An 18,599-nucleotide genomic window follows, 5' to 3' on the forward strand; every position below is an offset into this window, starting at 1 on the left:
GGATCGGCGCATGGCGTTGACCGGTCAGAACGGACTGAGCTTGGCGTTCCGCTCGATGATCAGCGCCGTGCCGAAGCGGGATTTGAGTTGTTCGGCGTCTTGCAACGGCAGGTTCACGACGAGGTGCGGCTGGTCGGGACGGCCGCCTCTCGAAACGACCGAGGCGCCGCTGATGCCTTTCAGCGCGTCCTCGAACGCGGTCAGCTGGGATGTGTCGGATGCGCTGCGTCCGGCGACGATGAACTCGTCGCTGGATCCGTTCGTGGCAAAATTGTCCGTCATGATGGTCGTCCTCACTATCTTCCGTGTTTCCCCCGGACGACTATCGAGCCGCCCGGGGGACACTTGCAACGGGACACTTGCAACGTCTGAGTGCAGCCTTGCGCCAGTCGATAGGGGCTCAGTGATAGGTCACGCCCTGGTAGGGATAGATCGGGACGTTGGCCCAGCCGTTCTGAACCAGCTGCGGGCTGGCGTCGAACGGCAGGATCGATCCGAGGATGCCGCCCGCGGTGCTGCCGATGGTCCGGCCGAGGTTGCGGTTGCCGAGCGCCTTGCCGACGAAGCCGCCGCCGAGGCCGCCGAGCGTGCTGCCGAGGAAGCCGCCGAGGACTCCCTGCGGGGCGAACTCAGGGGCCGCTTCGAACGGCAGCACGCTCTGGCCGGGCTGGCTCATGACGCCGCCGAGGGTGGGGCCGAAACTCCGATTGCCGAAGCAGTTGGTGATGGCGCCACCGTACGGTGAACCGGTCTGGCCGAGCAGGTTGCCGAGATAGCCCTGCGGGACGAACTGCGGCGCGGCTTCGAACGGCAGGAAGCGCTGGGCAAGCTGTCCGGCGACGCCGCCGATCTGATTGCCGAGGCCCTGATGGCCGAACGCACCGCCGATGGCGCCGCCGAGCGGAGCCCCGACCTGGCCGAGCAGGTTGCCGAAGAAGCCCTGCGGGGCGAATTCCGGTGCGGCTTCGAACGGCAGGAAGCGCTGGGCAAGCTGTCCGGCGACGCCGCCGATCTGATTGCCGAGGCCCTGATGGCCGAACGCACCGCCGATGGCGCCGCCGAGCGGAGCCCCGACCTGGCCGAGCAGGTTGCCGAAGAAGCCCTGCGGGGCGAATTGCGGCGCGGCCTCGAACGGCAGGAAGCGCTGGGCGAGCTGGCCGGCGACGCCGCCGACGGTATTGCCGAGGCCCCGATGACCGAACGCGCCGCCGATGGCGCCACCGAGCGGAGCCCCGACCTGGCCGAGCAGGTTGCCGAAGAAGCCCTGCGGGGCGAACTCCGGCGCAGCCTCGAACGGCAGGAAGCGCTGGGCGAGCTGGCCGGCGACGCCGCCGATGGTGTTGCCGAGGCCCTGGTTGCCGAAGGCCTGACCGATGGCGCCGCCGATCGGCGCGCCGACCTGGCCGAGCAGGTTGCCGAAGAAGCCCTGCGGCGCGAATTGCGGCGCGGCCTCGAACGGCAGGAAGCGCTGGGCGAGCTGGCCGGCGACGCCGCCGATCTGATTGCCGAGGCCCTGATGGCCGAACGCGCCACCGATGGCGCCGCCGATCGGCGCCCCGACCTGGCCGAGCAGGTTGCCGAAGAAGCCCTGCGGCGCGAACTGCGGCGCGGCCTCGAACGGCAGGAAGCGCTGGGCGAGCTGGCCGGCGACGCCGCCGATCTGATTGCCGAGGCCCTGGTGGCCGAAGGCCTGACCGATGGCGCCGCCGATCGGTGCGCCGACCTGGCCGAGCAGGTTGCCGAAGAAGCCCTGCGGCGCGAACTGCGGCGCGGCCTCGAATGGCAGGAAGCGTTGGGCGAGCTGGCCGGCGACGCCGCCGATCTGATTGCCGAGGCCCTGGTTGCCGAAGGCCTGACCGATGGCGCCGCCGATCGGCGCGCCGACCTGGCCGAGCAGGTTGCCGAAGAAGCCCTGCGGCGCGAATTGCGGCGCGGCCTCGAACGGCAGGAAGCGCTGGGCGAGCTGGCCGGCGACACCGCCGATGGTGTTGCCGAGGCCCTGATTGCCGAAGGCTCCGCCGATCATGCCGCCCAGCGGCGCGCCATATTGGCCGAGCAGATTACCGACGAAACCCTGCGGTGCCAGCTGCTGGGCAGCAAGCAGGCCGTAAGGCACCGTCGACTGGAGTGCACCGTTCACTTGTTGTCCGTCCATGGTCTTCCTCCTCGGTCGCAGATCGATTCAAATTGCTTGCGATCGCGATCCGCCGCGCGACAACGACGGGATCGCTGAGCACGCCGACGATAGAAAGGGCAGGACAGGGGGTGAATGGACCATGTGGTACACGCGGAGGCACAGGGCCATCACGTCGATACCGTGCACATGGAGTGAAGGCGCTGTGCACCTTCACTCTCGCGTGAACTATGAACTACTTCATATTTGCCGATGCATGCGTCGATGCGACGCATGGCGTTTGGATCAGGTCGGCACTTCGACCGTCGTCTCTACCGGCAGCGCGCCGCCGCGCACGCGCAGCTCGCGCACCGGATAGGGCACGCGAATGCCTTCGCGCTTGAAGGCGTCCCATAGCGACAGCATCACTTCGCTCTTGACGCTGTCCATGTAGCTGGGATCGGCGATCCAGCATGTCAGCGAGAACTTCATGCCGGCCTCGGTGAATTCGGTGAGCAGGCAGCTCGGCGACTTGGACTTCAGCGTGCGCGGCGTCTCGTTGGCGATCTCGATCGCGAGCTTGCAGACGAGGCGCGGATCGGCGTCGTAATTGGTGCCGAAGTTCACTTTCACCAGCGTGTTCTTGTCGGTGTAGGTCCAGTTCGTCACCTTCTGCGTGACGAGATCCTCGTTCGGGATCAGGAACTCGCGGCCGTCACCGGCAGCAACGGAGATGTAGCGCGTGTTCATCGCGCTGATGCGCCCCGAGCTGTCGCCGATGGTGACGAGGTCGCCCGGCTTCACCGACTTGTCGGCCAGCAGGATGATGCCGGCGACGAAATTGGCGACGATGCGCTGCAAGCCCAAACCGATGCCGACGCCGGCGGCGCCGGAGAAGATCGCGAGCGCCGACAAATTGATGCCGACCGCGCTGATTGCAATGGCGATGCCGAAGATCATCAGGCCCATGCGGACCATCTTGATCAGCAGCACCTGGATCGACGGCGTCAGGTCGGTCGAGCGCGTGATCCGGCTCTCGACGAAATTGCTGGCGATGTTGGTCAGCCACAGCACGCTGAGCAGCAGCACGCCCAGCTTGATCACCAGCAGCGGCGTCAGCCTGAGGCCGCCGAGCACGACCGAGAAGGAATCGAGCGCGTCGACGACGTTGTCGAGCTGGCCGATGATGCTGAGCGCCGCGACCAGCCAGGCGGAGATCGACACGATCTGTACGATGAAGGTGCTGCGGATCACCGAGGTGATCAGGCGGATGACGAGCCAAGCCAGCGCGAGCTTGAGCGCGACGGCGAGCAGGTAGCTTCGGCTCGGCCAGGTCCACAGCACCATGCCGGTGCGCGCGATTCGCATCAGGATGACGAACACCACGGTGGTGACGCTCTCCAGCAGCACCCGCAGCAGCTGTCGCAGCGGACCCGGCCAGCCCATTGCCAGCAACGTCACGTCGATGCGCGCGCGCACCGCGGCGCTCGCCGCAAAGGCGATGCCGGCGCCGCTCAGCACCAGGCCGAGCTGCAGATAGAACCAGGGCGAGGTGACCTCGGCGCCGATCGAGCGGGCAACGGTCTGCAGGAATTCGAGAACGTCTTTGAGATCGAGGTCCATCAGCGGGGTCTCGGCGAGGAACAGCGGCGCGGGTCGGCCAGATCGGCGGGATTTAGTTCGTTTTCGTTACGGGCGATTGCCGCGAAATATACCCCGAACACGGGCAAGGATGGAAAAATGGGCATATCGCCGCGATATGAGCAAATCCGGTTGGCGTGCAAGTGTGGCGACGATAAGGATGTAAAAGTCGGATCCATCAACGTTTTTTCATGACATCCCTCGACGCCGTCAGCATTGCCATCCTCCTTGGCGCGGTCCTGGTCATGGCCGGGATCCTGTCCAGCCTGCTGGCGCTGCGCTTCGGTGCGCCGCTGCTGCTGGTGTTCCTGGTCATCGGCATGCTGGCGGGCGATTCCGGTCCTGGTCATATCGAATTTCAGGACGTCCGTACCACTTATCTGGTGGGATCGGTCGCCTTGGCGCTGATTCTGTTCGACGGCGGCCTGCGCACGCGCTTCCAGAGCATCCGCACCGTGCTGGCGCCCTCGATGGTGCTCGCGACCGTCGGCGTGCTGATGACCGCGTTCATCACCGCGCCGGTGGCGAAATATGCGCTCGACCTCGGCTGGACCGAGGCGATGCTGGTCGGCGCCGTCATCGCCTCGACCGATGCGGCGGCGGTGTTCCTGCTGGTGCATGCGCAGGGACTGCGCCTGCGGCCGCGCGTCGGCGCCACGCTGGAGGCGGAGTCCGGCAGCAACGATCCGTTCGCGGTGTTCCTGACCCTGATGCTGGTCGAGCTGATCTCCGTTGGTCACGGCAGCATCGGGCATTTCGTGTTCGAGCTGATGCGCGAGGCCGTGCTCGGCACGCTGTTCGGCATCGTCGGCGGCCGCTTGGTCGTGATCGGCCTCAACAAGGTCGCGCTGCCCCAGGGCCTGCACGCGCCGTTCGTGACCACGGCGGCGCTGGTCATCTTCGGCATGGCGCAGATTGCCCATGGCTCCGGCTTCCTCGCCGTCTATCTCGCCGGCCTCATCGTCGGGAACCGGCCGACGCGGGCGCACAATTCGGTCGTTACCTTCCTCGATGCCGCCACCTGGCTCGCCCAGATCGTGATGTTCGTGCTGCTCGGATTGCTGGTGTCACCGCAGCGGCTGCTCGACAGCCTGCTGCCTGCGATAGCCGTGGCGCTGGTGCTGATGCTGGTCGCACGCCCCGTGGCGGTGTTCCTCTGCCTCCGCCCGTTTCGCTTCAACTGGCGGGAAAAGGCGTTCATCGCCTGGACCGGCCTGCGCGGCGCGGTCGCGATCTTCCTCGCCTCGATTCCGATGCTGGTCGGCCTGTCCAACGCCTATCTGTATTTCGACGTCGCCTTCGTCGTCGTGATCATCTCGCTGCTGGCGCAGGGCTGGACGCTTGGCGTCGCCGCGCGCAAGCTGCATGTCGCGCTGCCGCGCACCGATCGCGGCCCGCGCCGCATCGAGCTCGATCTTCCCGGTCAGCTCGAACAGCAGCTGGTTGGCTATGCGATCCGCTCCAAGAGCCTGTATTATCGCCGCGGCTTGATCCCGTCCTGGTCCAAGCCGACGCTGGTGATCCGCAACGAGCAGATCCTGTCGCCCGGCGAGGCCGAGCCGATCGCGCCGGGGGACTATCTCTATCTGCTCGCGCCGCCGGAGAAGGCCGAGTCGCTCGACCGCTTCTTCGTCGACATGCCGCCGTCCGCCGCGCCCGACCCGCATCTGCTCGGCGACTTCATGGTCTCGGCCGAGCACACGCTCGACGAGGTCGCCGGCATCTACGGCGTCAAGCTCGGCGAGGGCGAGGACAAGCTGACGCTGGCGGACTATTTCGACATCCACCTCGACAACGCGCCGAAGGAAGGCGCCACCGTCGCGCTCGACACCATCGTGCTGGTGGCCCGCTCGATCTCCGGCGGCCGCGTCAATGTCGTCGGCCTGCGCCTGCCCGAGGATGAGGACGAACAGCCGGTGCTGACGCGCAAGGAGCAGGTGCGGCGCAAGCTCGCCGATGTCTGGTCGTCGGTGGTGGGGGTGTGAGTTTCACTCCGTCGGCAGGATCGCGACCGAGATCGCAGCTTCCGGCGCACCGCTGATCTGCAGCGCGACAGGCTGCGCGCCAAGATCGTATTTGACCGTCTTCCGGATGCCGTCGCAATCCGTGGCACCGCTGAACGCGATCGGCCTGAGGACCTTGCCGTCCTGCACGACATCGATCCAGGCTGCGGCCGACAGGCTCACCGTGTAGATGCCCGCCTTGGGGGCGGTCCTCGTCCGTATAAAGCCGGCGAAGCTGCCTTCCTTCGGCGCGCGTTCCGGCGCGGCCGGCAGCTTGGCATCGGGGAACGGACGCAGGGACAGCGAAATGCCTTGGGCAGGCAATCCGGCAAGGTCTGCGCCCGAGTCGAGCTTCTGGCGGTCAGTCGCGGTGAGCGCGGCGCGCTCGCGGGTGATGTCCCATTTGAACTTGTCGCAGCCGCTCGGTTCGGCGGCGCGGGCAGCGCTGCTGGTGACCAGGCCGAGGAGGAGGGCAGTTGCCATGGGACGACGCGGGATCATGACGGACTCGCAACTGGCCGCGCAGTGCAGGCGGCATCAAATCGTTGTGTGGAAAGGGGGACCGTCATCCCGTTCGATCGCCGCGCTTGCGGCGTCGGCCATGCATCCTAGCGGATGATCGCGCAGCAGCGAACAGCAAAGCCGTCAAACATCGCGTGTCTGGTTCCGGCGCATCAGTGCTTGGCATCCGGCGCGTGCAGCACGGCGCGGCAACTCGGCGGCAGCTGCGCCATGGTGATCGGCTGCGGCGGCTTGGGCGGCTCCTTCGGCGGCGGCGGATGCAGCACCGCGTCCGAGAACCAGTAGTCGAGGTCGCCGCAGCCGTCGCCGCCCTCCTGGTCGGTCTGGCCATGGCAATCGGGATTGCCGGGCGGGCACACCATGCGGATGTGGAAGTGATAGTCGTGGCCCCACCACGGCCTCACCTTCGTGAGCCAGCTGCGGTCGCCTTTGGCGTCACGGCACAACGCCTTCTTGATTGCGGCGTTGACGAAGATGCGTTGCACCGAACGCTCTTGCGCGGCGGCGCGGATCACGGCGACGTGCCCCTTCGTGAACACCCGCGGATCGATGTCGAGCCGGTCCTGGCGCACCATCATCACCGCCGACATTTCCTCGCGCTCGTTGCGCGACAACCGGTGCTCCGGCATCGGCGTCAGCCAGATGTCGGCGTCGAGCCCGATCTGGTGGCTGGCATGACCGCTCAGCGCCGGGCCGCCGCGCGGCTGGCCGATGTCGCCGACCAGAATGCCGGGCCAGCCGGCATCCTTGTGTGCGCGCACGGCCAGGCGCTTGAGCAGTGCGATCATGTTCGGGTGGCCGAAATTGCGGTTGCGCGACAGCCGCATCACCTGCCAGCCCTCGCCATTGATCGGCATCCGCTCGGCACCGGCGATGCAGCCGCGATTATAGGTGCCGAGCACCTTGGTCGGCTGTGCCGAGGGCAGCAGCCTGCGCGCGAACAGCTCCTTGGCCGGCGTCTCCGGATCGTCGGGTCGGACCAGCGGCGGCAGGGCTTTCGGCTCGACGCTGCCCTTGTCCTGGGCATGGACCGGCGCCGTGGCGGCGATCGCGGCCGCACTCATGACGGTCATCAGAATCAGGCGGGCGTGCATGGCGCCAGTCTAGCGGCTGTCGGCGGGCAGGGAAGGGCGCCAACGGCGGGCCTGTTAACGGTTGCGTAACCCTGCCGGCGGATTGGCGGAACCGCCCGAACATGGCTCAATTGCCCGCTTTGGTTCGGTAATTGAACGATGCGCGGATGTCGATTGCACGGAATGCGCGCAGTATCTCGCGGCTGCCAACGAGACGGACTTACCTCCGGTTGTGGTGAAATTTTTGATTGACCATGTTCAGAGCCAGTGGCTCCCGCATTTGGCGAGTGCGTGCTCTTGTTCGCGCAATCGATGATAGTGGTCTCCTGCACCAAGATACCATTTTTTCAGACCCTTGGCCGAAAACTGTCGACAATGAGGAGAGTGAGGCACGCGATGCGGCCTGTTCGGCCAACCAAGCCCAAGAAGCAGAACCGCGTGCGGTCCGCCCGCGGTTCTTTCCGCCCGGTCAAGCCAAGCCCGAAACTGGGGCGGCACAACCTGCGGGAGACTGCCGCCAGCGACGAGATCGCGAGCACCCGCGCCGAGGCGGAAGCCGCCATTGCGGAGGCGAAGAAGGCGCATGACCGCCTGATCGAGGCCATCGACCTTCTCCCCGAAGGAATCGTGTTCCTCGACTCCGCCGGCCGCTACATCCTGTGGAACAAGAAATATGCCGAGATCTATAACCGCAGCTCCGACCTGTTCCAGTCCGGTGCGCGCCTGCAGGACACGATTCGGGTCGGCGTAGCGCGCGGCGACTATCCGGAAGCGGCGGGACGCGAGGAGGAATGGATCGCCGAGCGGCTGGAGAAGCTGTTTCAGCCGAGCGGACGCCACGAGCAGAAGTTGTCGGACGGCCGTACCATCCTGATCGAGGAGCGCCTCACGAGCGACGGCGGCATCGTCGGCCTGCGCGTCGACATCACCGAATTGAAGCAGCGCGAGGAATCGTTCCGCCTGCTGTTCGACGGCAATCCGGTGCCGATGATCGTCTGCGCCCGGGACGACGGGCGCGTGCTCGGCGTCAACGCTGCCGCCATTCAGCACTATGGCTACAGCCGCACCGCTTTCGAGCGGCTCAGCATCCGCAACCTGCAGGCCTATGAGAGCGAGACGCCCTGGAGCGAGGAGCAGTCGATCGAGGAGAAGGCGGCGCGCACCTGGAAGCATGTCCGGGCCGACGGCACGCTGATCGACCTCGCGATCTATCTGCGCCATCTCGTCCACAACGACCAGCCGGCCGTGCTGCTGGCGCTGATGGACATCACCGAGCGCAAGCGCGCCGAAGCGCGGCTCGCCTTCCTCGCGCAGCACGACGCGCTGACCGGTCTGCCGAGCCGCAACCTGCTGCGTCAGCAGATCGACGACAAGCTGATCCAGATGCGGCGCGGCTCGGAGAAGATGGCCGTGCTCGTGCTCGGCCTCGACAACTTCAAATCGATCAACGACACTTTGGGCCATGGCGTCGGCGACCGGCTGCTGCGCGGCGTGGGGAAGCGGCTGCGCTCGATCCTGCGCCAGGAGGACATCGTCGCGCGATTGAACTCGGACGAGTTCGCGATCGTGCAGGGCGGATTGGCGCGCCCCGAGGAGGCTGCGCAGCTGTGCCGGCGCCTGCTGCAGGCGATCGCCGATCCCTATCTGATCGACGGCAGCTCGGTGACGATCGGCGCGACGATCGGCATTGCGATGGCGCCGAACGACGGCGACGACGCCGAGAAGCTGCTCAAGAACGCCGACATGGCGCTGTCTCGCGCCAAGACCGAGACGCGCGGCTCGTTCAGCTATTTCGAGTCGGGGATGGATGCGCGCGCGCAGAGCCGGCGCAAGATCGAGACCGAGTTGCGCGCCGCGATCCAGCGCGACGTGTTGCAGCCGCATTATCAGCCGCTGATCGATCTCGTGACCGGGCGCATCACCGGCTTCGAGGCGCTGGTGCGCTGGCCGCATCCGGAACGCGGCATGATCCCGCCGTCCGAGTTCATTCCGATCGCCGAGGAGACCGGCCTGATCTCGGGGCTCGGCCGCTCGATGCTGCGCCAAGCCTGCAGCGATGCCGCGAAATGGCCGGACGAGGTCTGTGTCGCCGTCAACATGTCGCCGCTGCAATTCCGCGTCGGCAACGTGCTGTCGCTGGTGATGGATGCGCTCAAGCAGTCCGGCCTGCCGGCGAGACGACTCGAGCTCGAGATCACCGAGACGCTGGTGCTGGAGAAGAGCGGACAGGTGCTGGCGACCCTGCATGCGCTGCGCGCGCTCGGCGTGCGGATCTCGATGGACGATTTCGGCACCGGCTATTCCAGCCTGAGCTATCTGCGCAGCTTCCCGTTCGACAAGATCAAGGTCGACCAGTCCTTCATCCGCGATCTCGCCGCCAACCGCGAGGCCCAGGCGATCGTCCGCTCGATCGTCAGTCTCGGCAAGGGCCTCGGCGTCACCATCACCGCGGAGGGCGTGGAGACGGAGGCGGAGCTGCGCTGCCTGCGCGCCGAAGGCTGCCACGAGGCGCAGGGCTATCTGTTCAGCCGTCCCCGGCCCAACGTCGAGATCGTCGGCCTGCTGCAGGCGCAGCGGGATGCCGCGGACGGGACATCGTCGGGCAAGGCGATGGTGGCTTGAGGCGCGGGAGGCTGCGGAGAGCCCCGATGGGGAGAGGTGGAGATCGCGGCTGGCGGCTCACTTCGACCGATGCGCGTCACTCTTGTGCTCTGAACCGCGCGCGATAGGCCGCAGGCGACGTGCCGACGCTGCGCCGGAAGGCGACGCGGAAGGTTTCGAGCGACTGGTAGCCGCATTGCGCCGAGACGTCCGCGAGCGGCAGGGTCGCGCCTTCCAGCAGCTCGCGCGCCCGCGCCATGCGCTCCCGCTGCAGCCACGCTGCCGGGCCTGATCCCGTGCTCTCGTTGAAGCGCCGCAGGAAGGTGCGCTCGCTCATCCGGGCACGCTTGGCCATCGCGCTGATCGCGATCGGCTGCGACAGCCGGGCGCGAGCCCAGTCCATCACCTCTCCGATCGTGCGTCCAGGGCGCGCCTGGATCGGTGCGGCAACATATTGCGCCTGGCCGCCGTCGCGATGCGGCGGCATCACCAGGCGCCGGGCCACGCTGTTGGCGACCTTGCTGCCGAAGTCGCGGCGGACGAGATGCAGGCAGGCGTCGATGCCGGCAGCGCTGCCGGCCGAGGTGATGACATTGCCCTCGTCGACATAGAGCGTGTCCTCCTCGACGGAGATGTCCGGATAGAGCCGCTTCAGGTCGGGGATGTGCCGCCAATGCGTGGTGGCGCGCCTGCCCTCCAGCAGGCCGGCTGCGGCCAGGACGAATACGCCGGAGCAGATCGACAGGCAGCGCGCGCCGCGTGCGGCAGCTTGCGCGATGGCGCGCAGCAACCGCTCCGGCGGACGCTCGTTGCGATCGCGCCAGCCCGGCACGATGATGGTCCTGGCGTCCTTCAGACGCGCGAGCGGCGCGTCGGCCTCCACCACGATGCCCCCGATCGCGCGCGACCGCCGACCCTCGGCCGCGACCACCTTGAACTGATACCAGGAGAAGTCGAACTCCGGCCGCGGCAATCCGAACACCTCGACGGCGATGCCGAACTCGAAGGTGCACAGCCCGTCATAGGCGATGACGGCGACCAGGCCCGGATCAGGGTGATGGCTGTTGGCGGGATGTCGCGGCATTGGCGGAAACTTACCGGACTTTGTCGGATCCGTCACTTGGGTCGCCCGACGTCAAGCGCCAGACTGGACCTGCTCACGCAGTGTCGCAGGAGAGAGACGCAATGACGACCCATGTCACCGAAGTGCCCGCAGCTCCGTCAGCGCAGGCGCTCGCCCATTTCGAGGCGATGCTGAGCTTCGAGACCGATTGCTGGGACGTGCACGAGAGCCTGAGCGCCGACGCGGACTTCATCCTGGTGGACGTCCGCGGCCCGGCGTCCTTCGCCAAGGGGCATATTGCCGGCGCCATCAACATTCCCCACCGGACCATGACCGCCGAGCGGATGGCTGCGTATCCGACGGACACGGTCTTCGTGGTCTACTGCGCCGGTCCGCATTGCAACGGCGCCAACCGCGCAGCCATCCGCCTCGCGCGGCTCGGTCTGCCCGTGAAGATGATGATCGGCGGCATCACCGGCTGGCTCGACGAGGGCTTCGCGCTGACGGGGGGCGATTGAAGCGAAGCTGAAATGAGAGCCCAGCTCTCACGTCATCCATCACCAGCGTCGTCCCGGCGAACGCCGGGATCCATACGCCGTGCCGCCTGTGGTCAAGCAAGCTGCAGCTCCAGCTTGCTCCAACCCCGGCTTCGGTGGCTATGGGTCCCGGCTCAAGGCCGGGACGACACCGAGTTTGGGGCGGGCACTGTTGGCTCTCACTACGCCGCCTGCCGCAGTCCGGCCAGGAACGTATCGACGCTCTTGAACAGCTCGCCCGCGTGCTTGCCGAGGTCGCGGGTCGCGGTCATGACGTGTTCGGCGAGCGCGCGCGACTGCTCGGCGGCGTCGCTGGCGCCGACGACGTTCTGCGACACCTCGGTGGTGCCCGAAGCTGCCTGCTGGACGCTGCGCGCGATCTCGCGCGTCGCCGAGTCCTGCTGCTCGACGGCGGCTGCGATGGTCGCAGCAATGCCGCTGATCTCCTGGATGGTGCCGCTGATGTCGCCGATGGCGGTGACGCAGTCGGACGTCGCCGCCTGGATCGAGCTGACCTGGCCGGCGATCTCTTCCGTCGCCTTGGCGGTCTGCCCGGCCAGCTCCTTGACCTCGGCGGCGACCACGGCGAAGCCGCGGCCGGCCTCGCCGGCGCGTGCCGCCTCGATGGTGGCATTGAGGGCGAGCAGATTGGTCTGGCTGGCGATCGCATCGATCAGGCGCAGCACGTCGCCGATCTTCTCGGCGGCGGCCGCGAGGCTGCCGACCATCTCGGTGGTCTGCCGCGCCTTGATGACGGCGCCGTCGGCGACCTTGCTGGAATGCGCGACCTGGCGGCCGATCTCGGTCACCGAGGAGGCGAGCTCCTCGGAGGCGGCCGCGACCGTCGACACGCCGCTCGAGGCTTCCTCGGAGGCGGCCGCCGCGGCGGCGGTGCGCTGCGAGGTGCCGTTGACGCTGACGGTGATCTCCTGGACCACGCGCTCCATGTCCTGCGTGGCCCTGGCCACGGACGAGACGACGCCCTTGACGTCTGCCTCGAAGCGGTCGGCCATCTGCCGCTGCAGCACCTGCTTGTCGTGCTCGGCCTGAAGCTGCGTCGCCTCCTGCGCCGCGCGCAGGCTGCTCGTCTCGATCATGTTGCGGCGGAAGACGTCGACCGCCTGGGCCATGGTGCCGAGCTCGTCCTTGCGTTGGCCGCCCGGGATCGAAACTTCGGTATCGCCGCTCGACAGGCGGTGCATCACGGCGGTGATCGCGACCAGCGGGCGCGAGATGCCGCGGGCGACCAGCAGCGCGACGATCACCGCGAGCAGCAGGATCACGACCGTGCCGATGATCAGCTGCTGCTGCGCGCTGGCGGCGGCGGCCTGGTAGGCGGTGGTGTCCTCGATCACCTCGAGCACGGCGATCGGGTCGCCAGCGTAGTTCTTGATCTGGCCGGCATAGACGGCGGCGGGCCTGCCGGCCAGCGTGGCATCGCGCAGCAGCGGCGCGCCCTTGAACACCGCGAGCACCTCGTCCGGGGAGGCGACGGTCTCGTCGCCGAACGTCGAGGACAGCCGCTTCGGCTGACCGTCGGCGATCCAGTAGACGGCGAGATCGATGCCGAAGCGCCGCTTGGCGCGCTCGACGAACTCCTTGCCGAAGGCAGCGCCGACATCGACGGTCGCGATCACCTTGCCGTCGCGCACGATCGGCGTCATGCCGAAGATGCCGAGCGACAGCCGGCTCTGCTCGACGCCGGCGATCTGTTTGCCGGTCTGGTTGGCCTGCACCACGGTGATGCGGCGCTTGGAAGTGTCGTCGCCGAACACCTTTGGCTCGTGCACGCGATAGAAATTGGTGGCCGGCGGCGCCCACACGTTCACCAGGGGAATGCCTTGCGCCTTCAGCAGCGGCATCGCGCCGCCGAGCAGGGCGCCGAGCGCGTCGCGGTCGCCCTTGAGATAAGCGTCGGCGATCGGCGGCAGCGCCGCGAGCGTCGAGCTCACCGCCAGCGCCGCGCGGCCCTCGTAATCGATGCCGGCCGACACGCTGTCGAACTGCAGCTTGAGCTGCTGCTCCAGCGCAAGGCGGGTCAGCGCGCGTTGCTGGATGACGGAGAAGGTCCCGAGCACGGCGCAGGCGATGGCGACGGTGAGCGAGAGCGCGATGATGAGGCGGGCGGAGATCGACCGGAGGCGGGACATGGGGGCATTCCTTGCTTTGCAGCAAGGGTCCCAGATTACCATTAAGGAAGAGATACCGTAATTGTACGGGAATGCTGATTCAGCCGAGTGCGCGCGCCGCTCGGTCTCGCGGTCGACCTCAAGCCTATCGCCTTGGACGATCGATGTGTTGCGCTGATCTACTTCCACATCGTCATGGCCGGGCTTGTCCCGGCCATCCACGTCGTTCGGTACGCTGAGCACCGCGTGGATGCCCGGGACAAGCCCGGGCATGACGGAGCACCTAGTTGGCAGGATGGCTCGTCGCGTATTCTGCAGGTCGATCGAGCGGGCCGCGATCCGCCCTCAGCTGTCCACCTTGAGCGCGGCGATGAAGGCTTCCTGCGGGATGTCGACCTTGCCGAACTGCCGCATCTTCTTCTTGCCTTCCTTCTGCTTCTCCAGAAGCTTCCGCTTGCGCGTGATGTCGCCGCCATAGCACTTCGCGGTGACGTCCTTGCGCAGCGCCCGCACGGTCTCGCGCGCGATCACCTTGCCGCCGATCGCCGCCTGGATCGGGATCTGGAACATGTGCGGCGGGATCAGATCCTTCATCTTCTCGACCATGGCGCGTCCGCGGCCCTCGGCGCGGGTCCGGTGCACCAGCATCGACAGCGCATCGACCGGTTCGTTGTTGACCAGGATCTGCATCTTCACCAGGTCGGCCGGCTTGTAGTCGGTCAGGTGATAGTCGAACGAGGCATAGCCCTTGGAGACCGATTTCAGCCGGTCGTAGAAGTCGAACACGACTTCGTTGAGCGGCAGGTCGTATTTGACCATCGCGCGGCTGCCCACATAGGTGAGCTCCTTCTGATTGCCGCGGCGGTCCTGGCAGAGCTTGAGCACGCTGCCGAGATATTCGTCCGGCGTCAGGATGGTGGCCTCGATCCACGGCTCCTGGATCTCGGCGATCTTGACCACGTCGGGCATGTCGACGGGGTTGTGGATCTCGATCTCCTCGCCGTCGGTCAGCTTCATCTTGTAGATGACGGATGGCGCGGTCGCGATCAGGTTGAGATCGAACTCGCGGCTCAGCCGCTCCTGGATGATCTCCAGATGTAGCAGCCCGAGGAAGCCGCAGCGGAAGCCGAAGCCGAGCGCGGCGGAGGTCTCCATCTCGAACGAGAAGCTGGCGTCGTTCAGCCTGAGCTTGCCCATGGCCGAGCGCAAGGTCTCGAAATCGTCGGCGTCGACCGGGAACAGGCCGCAGAACACGACCGGAATCGCCGGCTTGAAGCCCGGCAGCATCTCCGACACAGGCTTGCGATCGTCGGTGATGGTGTCGCCGACGCGGGTGTCCGCGACTTCCTTGATCGCGGCGGTGATGAAGCCGACCTCGCCGGGGCCGAGCTCGTCGACCTGGGTCATCTTCGGCGTGAAGAAGCCGACGCGCTCGACGTCATAGGCCGCGCCGGTGCCCATCATGCGGATGCGCTGGCCCTTCTTCATGACGCCGTCGACGATGCGCACGAGCACGACGACGCCGAGATAGACGTCGTACCAGCTGTCGACCAGCAGCGCCTTGAGGGTCGCCTCGCGGTCGCCCTTCGGCGGCGGCAGCCGGGTGACGATCGCTTCCAGCACGTCGGGAATGCCCAGGCCCGTCTTGGCCGAGATCATCACCGCGTCGGAGGCGTCGATGCCGATGACGTCCTCGATCTGCTGCTTGATCTTGTCCGGCTCCGCCGCCGGCAGGTCGATCTTGTTCAGGACCGGAACGATCTCGTGGTTGTTGTCGAGTGCCTGGTAGACGTTGGCGAGCGTCTGCGCCTCGACACCCTGGCTGGCGTCGACCACCAGCAGGGAGCCCTCGCAGGCCGCCAGCGACCGCGACACCTCGTAGGCGAAGTCGACGTGGCCGGGCGTGTCCATCAGGTTGAAGATGTAATCCTTGCCGTCCTTGGCGCGGTACTGCAGGCGCACGGTCTGCGCCTTGATCGTGATGCCGCGCTCGCGCTCGATGTCCATCGAATCGAGCACCTGCTCCTTGCCCGCCATCTCGCGGTCCGACAAGCCGCCCGTCATCTGGATCAGGCGATCGGCCAAAGTGGACTTTCCATGGTCGATATGGGCGACGATGGAGAAGTTGCGGATATTGGGAATGGGGACGGTCGTCATGGGTCGCGCAGATAGCATCAAGGGCCCCTGACCAGCAACCATATTGCTGAATTTCCAGGGCCTTTCTTCACGCCAAGCTGATTCCCCGCAGGCCGAAAACAGGCTACCGAGGGCGGATGTCGAGTACCTCTCTGCCGCATCAGGCGGCCCGCCCGCGCAACCGCCTCGGACCGCAGCGTCTGGCCGCCTGGCTGGCGGTACGCGCCACCGCGCCGGCGACGTCGGTCTGGGTCGTCCTTGCCTTCGTTCTCGCGCATGTCGTGCTGTGGACGGCGATCCTGACCAATCTGAAGGCCGCGCAGGACGTCCACATGGACGTCGCCGAGGCCTATGCCTGGGGCAGCCGCTTCCTGCTCGGCTACGGCAAGCACCCGCCGCTGTCGGGCTGGATCGCCGGGCTGTGGTTCTCGGTGTTTCCGGTCAAGGACTGGTCGACCTATGCGCTGGCGATGGCCGTGAACGGCAGCGGCCTGATCGGCGTCTGGTTCGCGAGCCTGAAGGTCGTCGACCGCCGCCGGGCGTTCTTCGTCGTGGTGATGGTCGCGCTGTATCCGATCTTCAATTTCAAGGGCTTCAAGTACAACGCCGACCTGGTCCAGCTGCTGACCCTGCCGCTGCTGGTGCTGGCCTATCTGCACGCCTTCGAGAAGCGCAGCGTCGTCGCCGGCATCTGGCTCGGCCTCGCCGGCGCCGCCGCGCTGATGACGAAATATTGGGTGCTGACCATGATCGGCGCGATCGGCCTTGCGGCACTGCTGCATCCCGAGCGGCTGCGCTTCCTGGCCTCGCCGGCGCCCTGGGTCGCGATCGCCACGATGCTGGTCGCGATGATTCCGCATCTGGCCTGGCTGTGGAGCGTCGACTTCGTCGCCATCACCTATGCCGGCGATGTCTATACGCTGTCGGACCGGGGGCGCGCCGCCACGCTCGTGGTCGGCTATGTCGGCCACAATTTGGCGCTGCTCGCTCTGCCGGTGGCGCTTGCGGCCCTGGTCCTGGCCTGGCCGCCGCGCTTCGCGTTCCGCAATTGGCGGCGCGGGCCAAATCCGGGCGTCAATGTGAGCCAGGCGATCAATGTCTGGCTGGTGCAGGCGATCGTTGCCTTCGGTCCGCCGCTCGGCGGCCTCGCTTTCACGATCTACATGAAGACCGACTGGGGCATCTCGCTGTTCTTTCTGGTGCCGCTGGCGCTGGTCGCAATTCCCGCCTTGCGGCTGCGGCTGACGATGCTGCCCCGGCTCACCGCCATCTGGCTGGTGCTGTCGCTGCTCACGCTGGTGGCTTCACCATGGATCGCCCAACGTGAAATGGCCGCCAATCCGAACGGCGCCACCGGCTATGGTGGGCGGTCGGAGCTGGCGCGGGAATTGACCAAGGCCTGGCACGCCCGTTTCGGCTCGCCCTGGCCGCTGGTCGCCGGCTATTCCGAGATGAACACGCCGATGACCTTCTACAGCCCGGATCACCCCCGCCCGTTTACGGTGCCCTATACGGCCGAGGAGACCTGGAGCTCGGGGCTGAGCACGCTGGACGACCTCAAGCGCGAGGGCTTCATCGGCGTCTGCGACACCACCGACAACCGCATCGCCGCCTGCGAGGCCTGGATGGCCAAGGAGGCCCCCAAGGCCGAGCCGCTGGTCATGACGACCCAGCGCTTCTTCCATGGCCAGGCGGGCCCTGCAATCGTTTGGAAGGTGTATATTCAGGGGCCGGGGACGTAGCGGACGTCGTGGTGACGCGCCTGCTGCCCCAATGGAGGCCGTCATTCCGGGGCAGCCCGAAGGGCTGAGCCCGGAATCCATAACCACAGGCCGTGTGTGGGCCGGGTCGTCCGATACCGAGCCCAACATAACCGCCTGTGATTATGGATTCCGGGCCCGCGCCTCTGACGAGGCGCGTCCCGGAATGACGGCGCAGCGAAACCTACACGCCTTCTTCGTGGAACTTGTCGTTCACGAGATCAGTGATCGCCTGCAGAGCGGCCTCGGCCTCGGGGCCCGTCGCGGACACCAGGATTTTGGTCCCCGGAGCCGCGGCCAGCATCATCAGGCCCATGATCGAGCGGCCGCCGACGGTCTCGCCGCCGCGGGTCACCCAGACCTCGGCCTGGAACTTCTCGACCATCTGCACGAACTTGGCCGACGCCCGCGCATGCAGGCCGCGCTTGTTGGTGATCAGCAGCTCTCGCGAGATGGCCCCGGCAGGAACGGCCGGGCCGGCGACGTTGTCCTGCGCGTCGTCCTCGTCGCTCATTTGCCGGCAAGCACTCGGCTGGCGATGGTGACGTATTTGCGTCCCGCCTCCTGCGCCATCGCGATGGCGTCGGGCAGCGAGCGCTCCTCGCGGACCTTGGCGAGCTTCACCAGCATGGGCAGATTGATGCCCGCGAGCACCTCGACCTTGGGCCGGCTCATGCAGGAGATCGCAAGGTTCGACGGCGTGCCGCCGAACATGTCGGTGAGGATGGCGACGCCGTCGCCGGTGTCCACACGGTTCACGGCTTCGATGATGTCGCTGCGACAAAGATCGGAATCATCGTCGGCGCCAATCGTGACCGCTTCGATTTGTTTTTGAGGACCCATGACGTGTTCGAGCGCCGCCCTGAACTCGTCGGCGAGGCGCCCATGGGTCACCAATACCAGGCCAATCATCGGATACTCCTCGCGGGCGCCTTGGGTGCACCGCACGAACGCGCCACTTTGACCATCCGGAGCCCCCGCGCAAGAGGGCATATTCGCGATTCTCCCGGATTCAGAGGTAG

The 18,599-nt window shown here is 66.8% G+C and carries 14 protein-coding genes; 4 read left to right on the forward strand and 10 right to left on the reverse strand.

Annotation, left to right across the window (positions count from 1 at the left end; translation table 11 throughout):
* Nucleotides 1–24 precede the first annotated feature (24 nt).
* The 3 genes from QX108_RS30090 to QX108_RS30100 all read right to left on the reverse strand — a co-directional run bounded on the left by QX108_RS30090 (nt 25) and on the right by QX108_RS30100 (nt 3,736).
* Nucleotides 25–282, reverse strand: coding sequence for a hypothetical protein (locus QX108_RS30090; RefSeq protein WP_172111689.1), 258 nt, complete (start codon nt 280–282; stop codon nt 25–27).
* Between the two features lie 118 nt (nt 283–400).
* The gene (locus QX108_RS30095) at nt 401–2,155 is read right to left on the reverse strand and encodes a hypothetical protein (protein WP_315799627.1); all 1,755 of its coding nucleotides are present in this window, start codon (nt 2,153–2,155) and stop codon (nt 401–403) included.
* Between the two features lie 264 nt (nt 2,156–2,419).
* Nucleotides 2,420–3,736 carry a mechanosensitive ion channel family protein gene (locus QX108_RS30100; protein ID WP_315787069.1) on the reverse strand — a complete coding sequence of 439 codons (1,317 nt, stop codon included), beginning with the start codon at nt 3,734–3,736 and terminating at the stop codon, nt 2,420–2,422.
* Between the two features lie 209 nt (nt 3,737–3,945).
* On the opposite strand from QX108_RS30100, the gene QX108_RS30105 reads away from it, so the two are divergent.
* Nucleotides 3,946–5,739 carry a potassium/proton antiporter gene (locus QX108_RS30105; protein WP_315787071.1) on the forward strand — a complete coding sequence of 598 codons (1,794 nt, stop codon included), beginning with the start codon at nt 3,946–3,948 and terminating at the stop codon, nt 5,737–5,739.
* A 3-nt stretch (nt 5,740–5,742) separates the two neighbouring features.
* On the opposite strand, the gene QX108_RS30110 is transcribed toward QX108_RS30105, so the two are convergent.
* Nucleotides 5,743–6,240: a hypothetical protein gene (locus QX108_RS30110; protein WP_409998569.1), complete on the reverse strand. Its 498-nt coding sequence runs from the start codon at nt 6,238–6,240 to the stop codon at nt 5,743–5,745.
* A gap of 191 nt (nt 6,241–6,431) precedes the next feature.
* Nucleotides 6,432–7,373, reverse strand: a complete 942-nt coding sequence (gene mepA, locus QX108_RS30115) for a penicillin-insensitive murein endopeptidase (protein WP_315787074.1) — start codon at nt 7,371–7,373, stop codon at nt 6,432–6,434.
* A gap of 375 nt (nt 7,374–7,748) precedes the next feature.
* Here mepA and QX108_RS30120 point away from each other — a divergent pair, with 375 nt between their 5' ends.
* Nucleotides 7,749–9,974, forward strand: coding sequence for a putative bifunctional diguanylate cyclase/phosphodiesterase (locus QX108_RS30120; protein WP_315724160.1), 2,226 nt, complete (start codon nt 7,749–7,751; stop codon nt 9,972–9,974).
* Nucleotides 9,975–10,050: 76 nt separating this feature from the next.
* Here QX108_RS30120 and ftrA read toward each other — a convergent pair whose 3' ends face one another.
* Nucleotides 10,051–11,037, reverse strand: a complete 987-nt coding sequence (gene ftrA, locus QX108_RS30125) for a transcriptional regulator FtrA (RefSeq protein ID WP_315787077.1) — start codon at nt 11,035–11,037, stop codon at nt 10,051–10,053.
* Nucleotides 11,038–11,138: 101 nt separating this feature from the next.
* On the opposite strand from ftrA, the gene QX108_RS30130 reads away from it, so the two are divergent.
* Nucleotides 11,139–11,534 (forward strand): rhodanese-like domain-containing protein, encoded by a 396-nt coding sequence (locus tag QX108_RS30130; RefSeq protein ID WP_315787079.1) that lies wholly within the window; start codon nt 11,139–11,141, stop codon nt 11,532–11,534.
* A 200-nt stretch (nt 11,535–11,734) separates the two neighbouring features.
* Here QX108_RS30130 and QX108_RS30135 read toward each other — a convergent pair whose 3' ends face one another.
* Nucleotides 11,735–13,702 (reverse strand): methyl-accepting chemotaxis protein, encoded by a 1,968-nt coding sequence (locus tag QX108_RS30135; RefSeq protein WP_315787081.1) that lies wholly within the window; start codon nt 13,700–13,702, stop codon nt 11,735–11,737.
* A gap of 324 nt (nt 13,703–14,026) precedes the next feature.
* Nucleotides 14,027–15,838: a translation elongation factor 4 gene (lepA, locus tag QX108_RS30140; RefSeq protein ID WP_315787083.1), complete on the reverse strand. Its 1,812-nt coding sequence runs from the start codon at nt 15,836–15,838 to the stop codon at nt 14,027–14,029.
* 116 nt (nt 15,839–15,954) lie between these two features.
* On the opposite strand from lepA, the gene QX108_RS30145 reads away from it, so the two are divergent.
* On the forward strand, nt 15,955–17,559 hold the full coding sequence (locus tag QX108_RS30145; RefSeq protein WP_315787085.1) for a glycosyltransferase family 39 protein: 1,605 nt from the start codon (nt 15,955–15,957) through the stop codon (nt 17,557–17,559).
* A gap of 202 nt (nt 17,560–17,761) precedes the next feature.
* Here the strand turns inward: QX108_RS30145 and QX108_RS30150 are convergent, their stop codons facing one another.
* Both QX108_RS30150 and QX108_RS30155 read right to left on the reverse strand, forming a co-directional pair.
* Nucleotides 17,762–18,091 (reverse strand): HPr family phosphocarrier protein, encoded by a 330-nt coding sequence (locus tag QX108_RS30150; protein ID WP_172111678.1) that lies wholly within the window; start codon nt 18,089–18,091, stop codon nt 17,762–17,764.
* Complete coding sequence (locus QX108_RS30155) at nt 18,088–18,489, reverse strand: PTS sugar transporter subunit IIA (RefSeq protein ID WP_006611446.1); 402 nt, start codon at nt 18,487–18,489, stop codon at nt 18,088–18,090. The genes QX108_RS30150 and QX108_RS30155 overlap by 4 nt, the downstream gene beginning before the upstream one ends.
* Between the last annotated feature and the right edge of the window lie 110 nt (nt 18,490–18,599).

Source organism: Bradyrhizobium sp. SZCCHNR1002, assembly GCF_032381435.1.
GTDB lineage: Bacteria > Pseudomonadota > Alphaproteobacteria > Rhizobiales > Xanthobacteraceae > Bradyrhizobium > Bradyrhizobium aeschynomenes.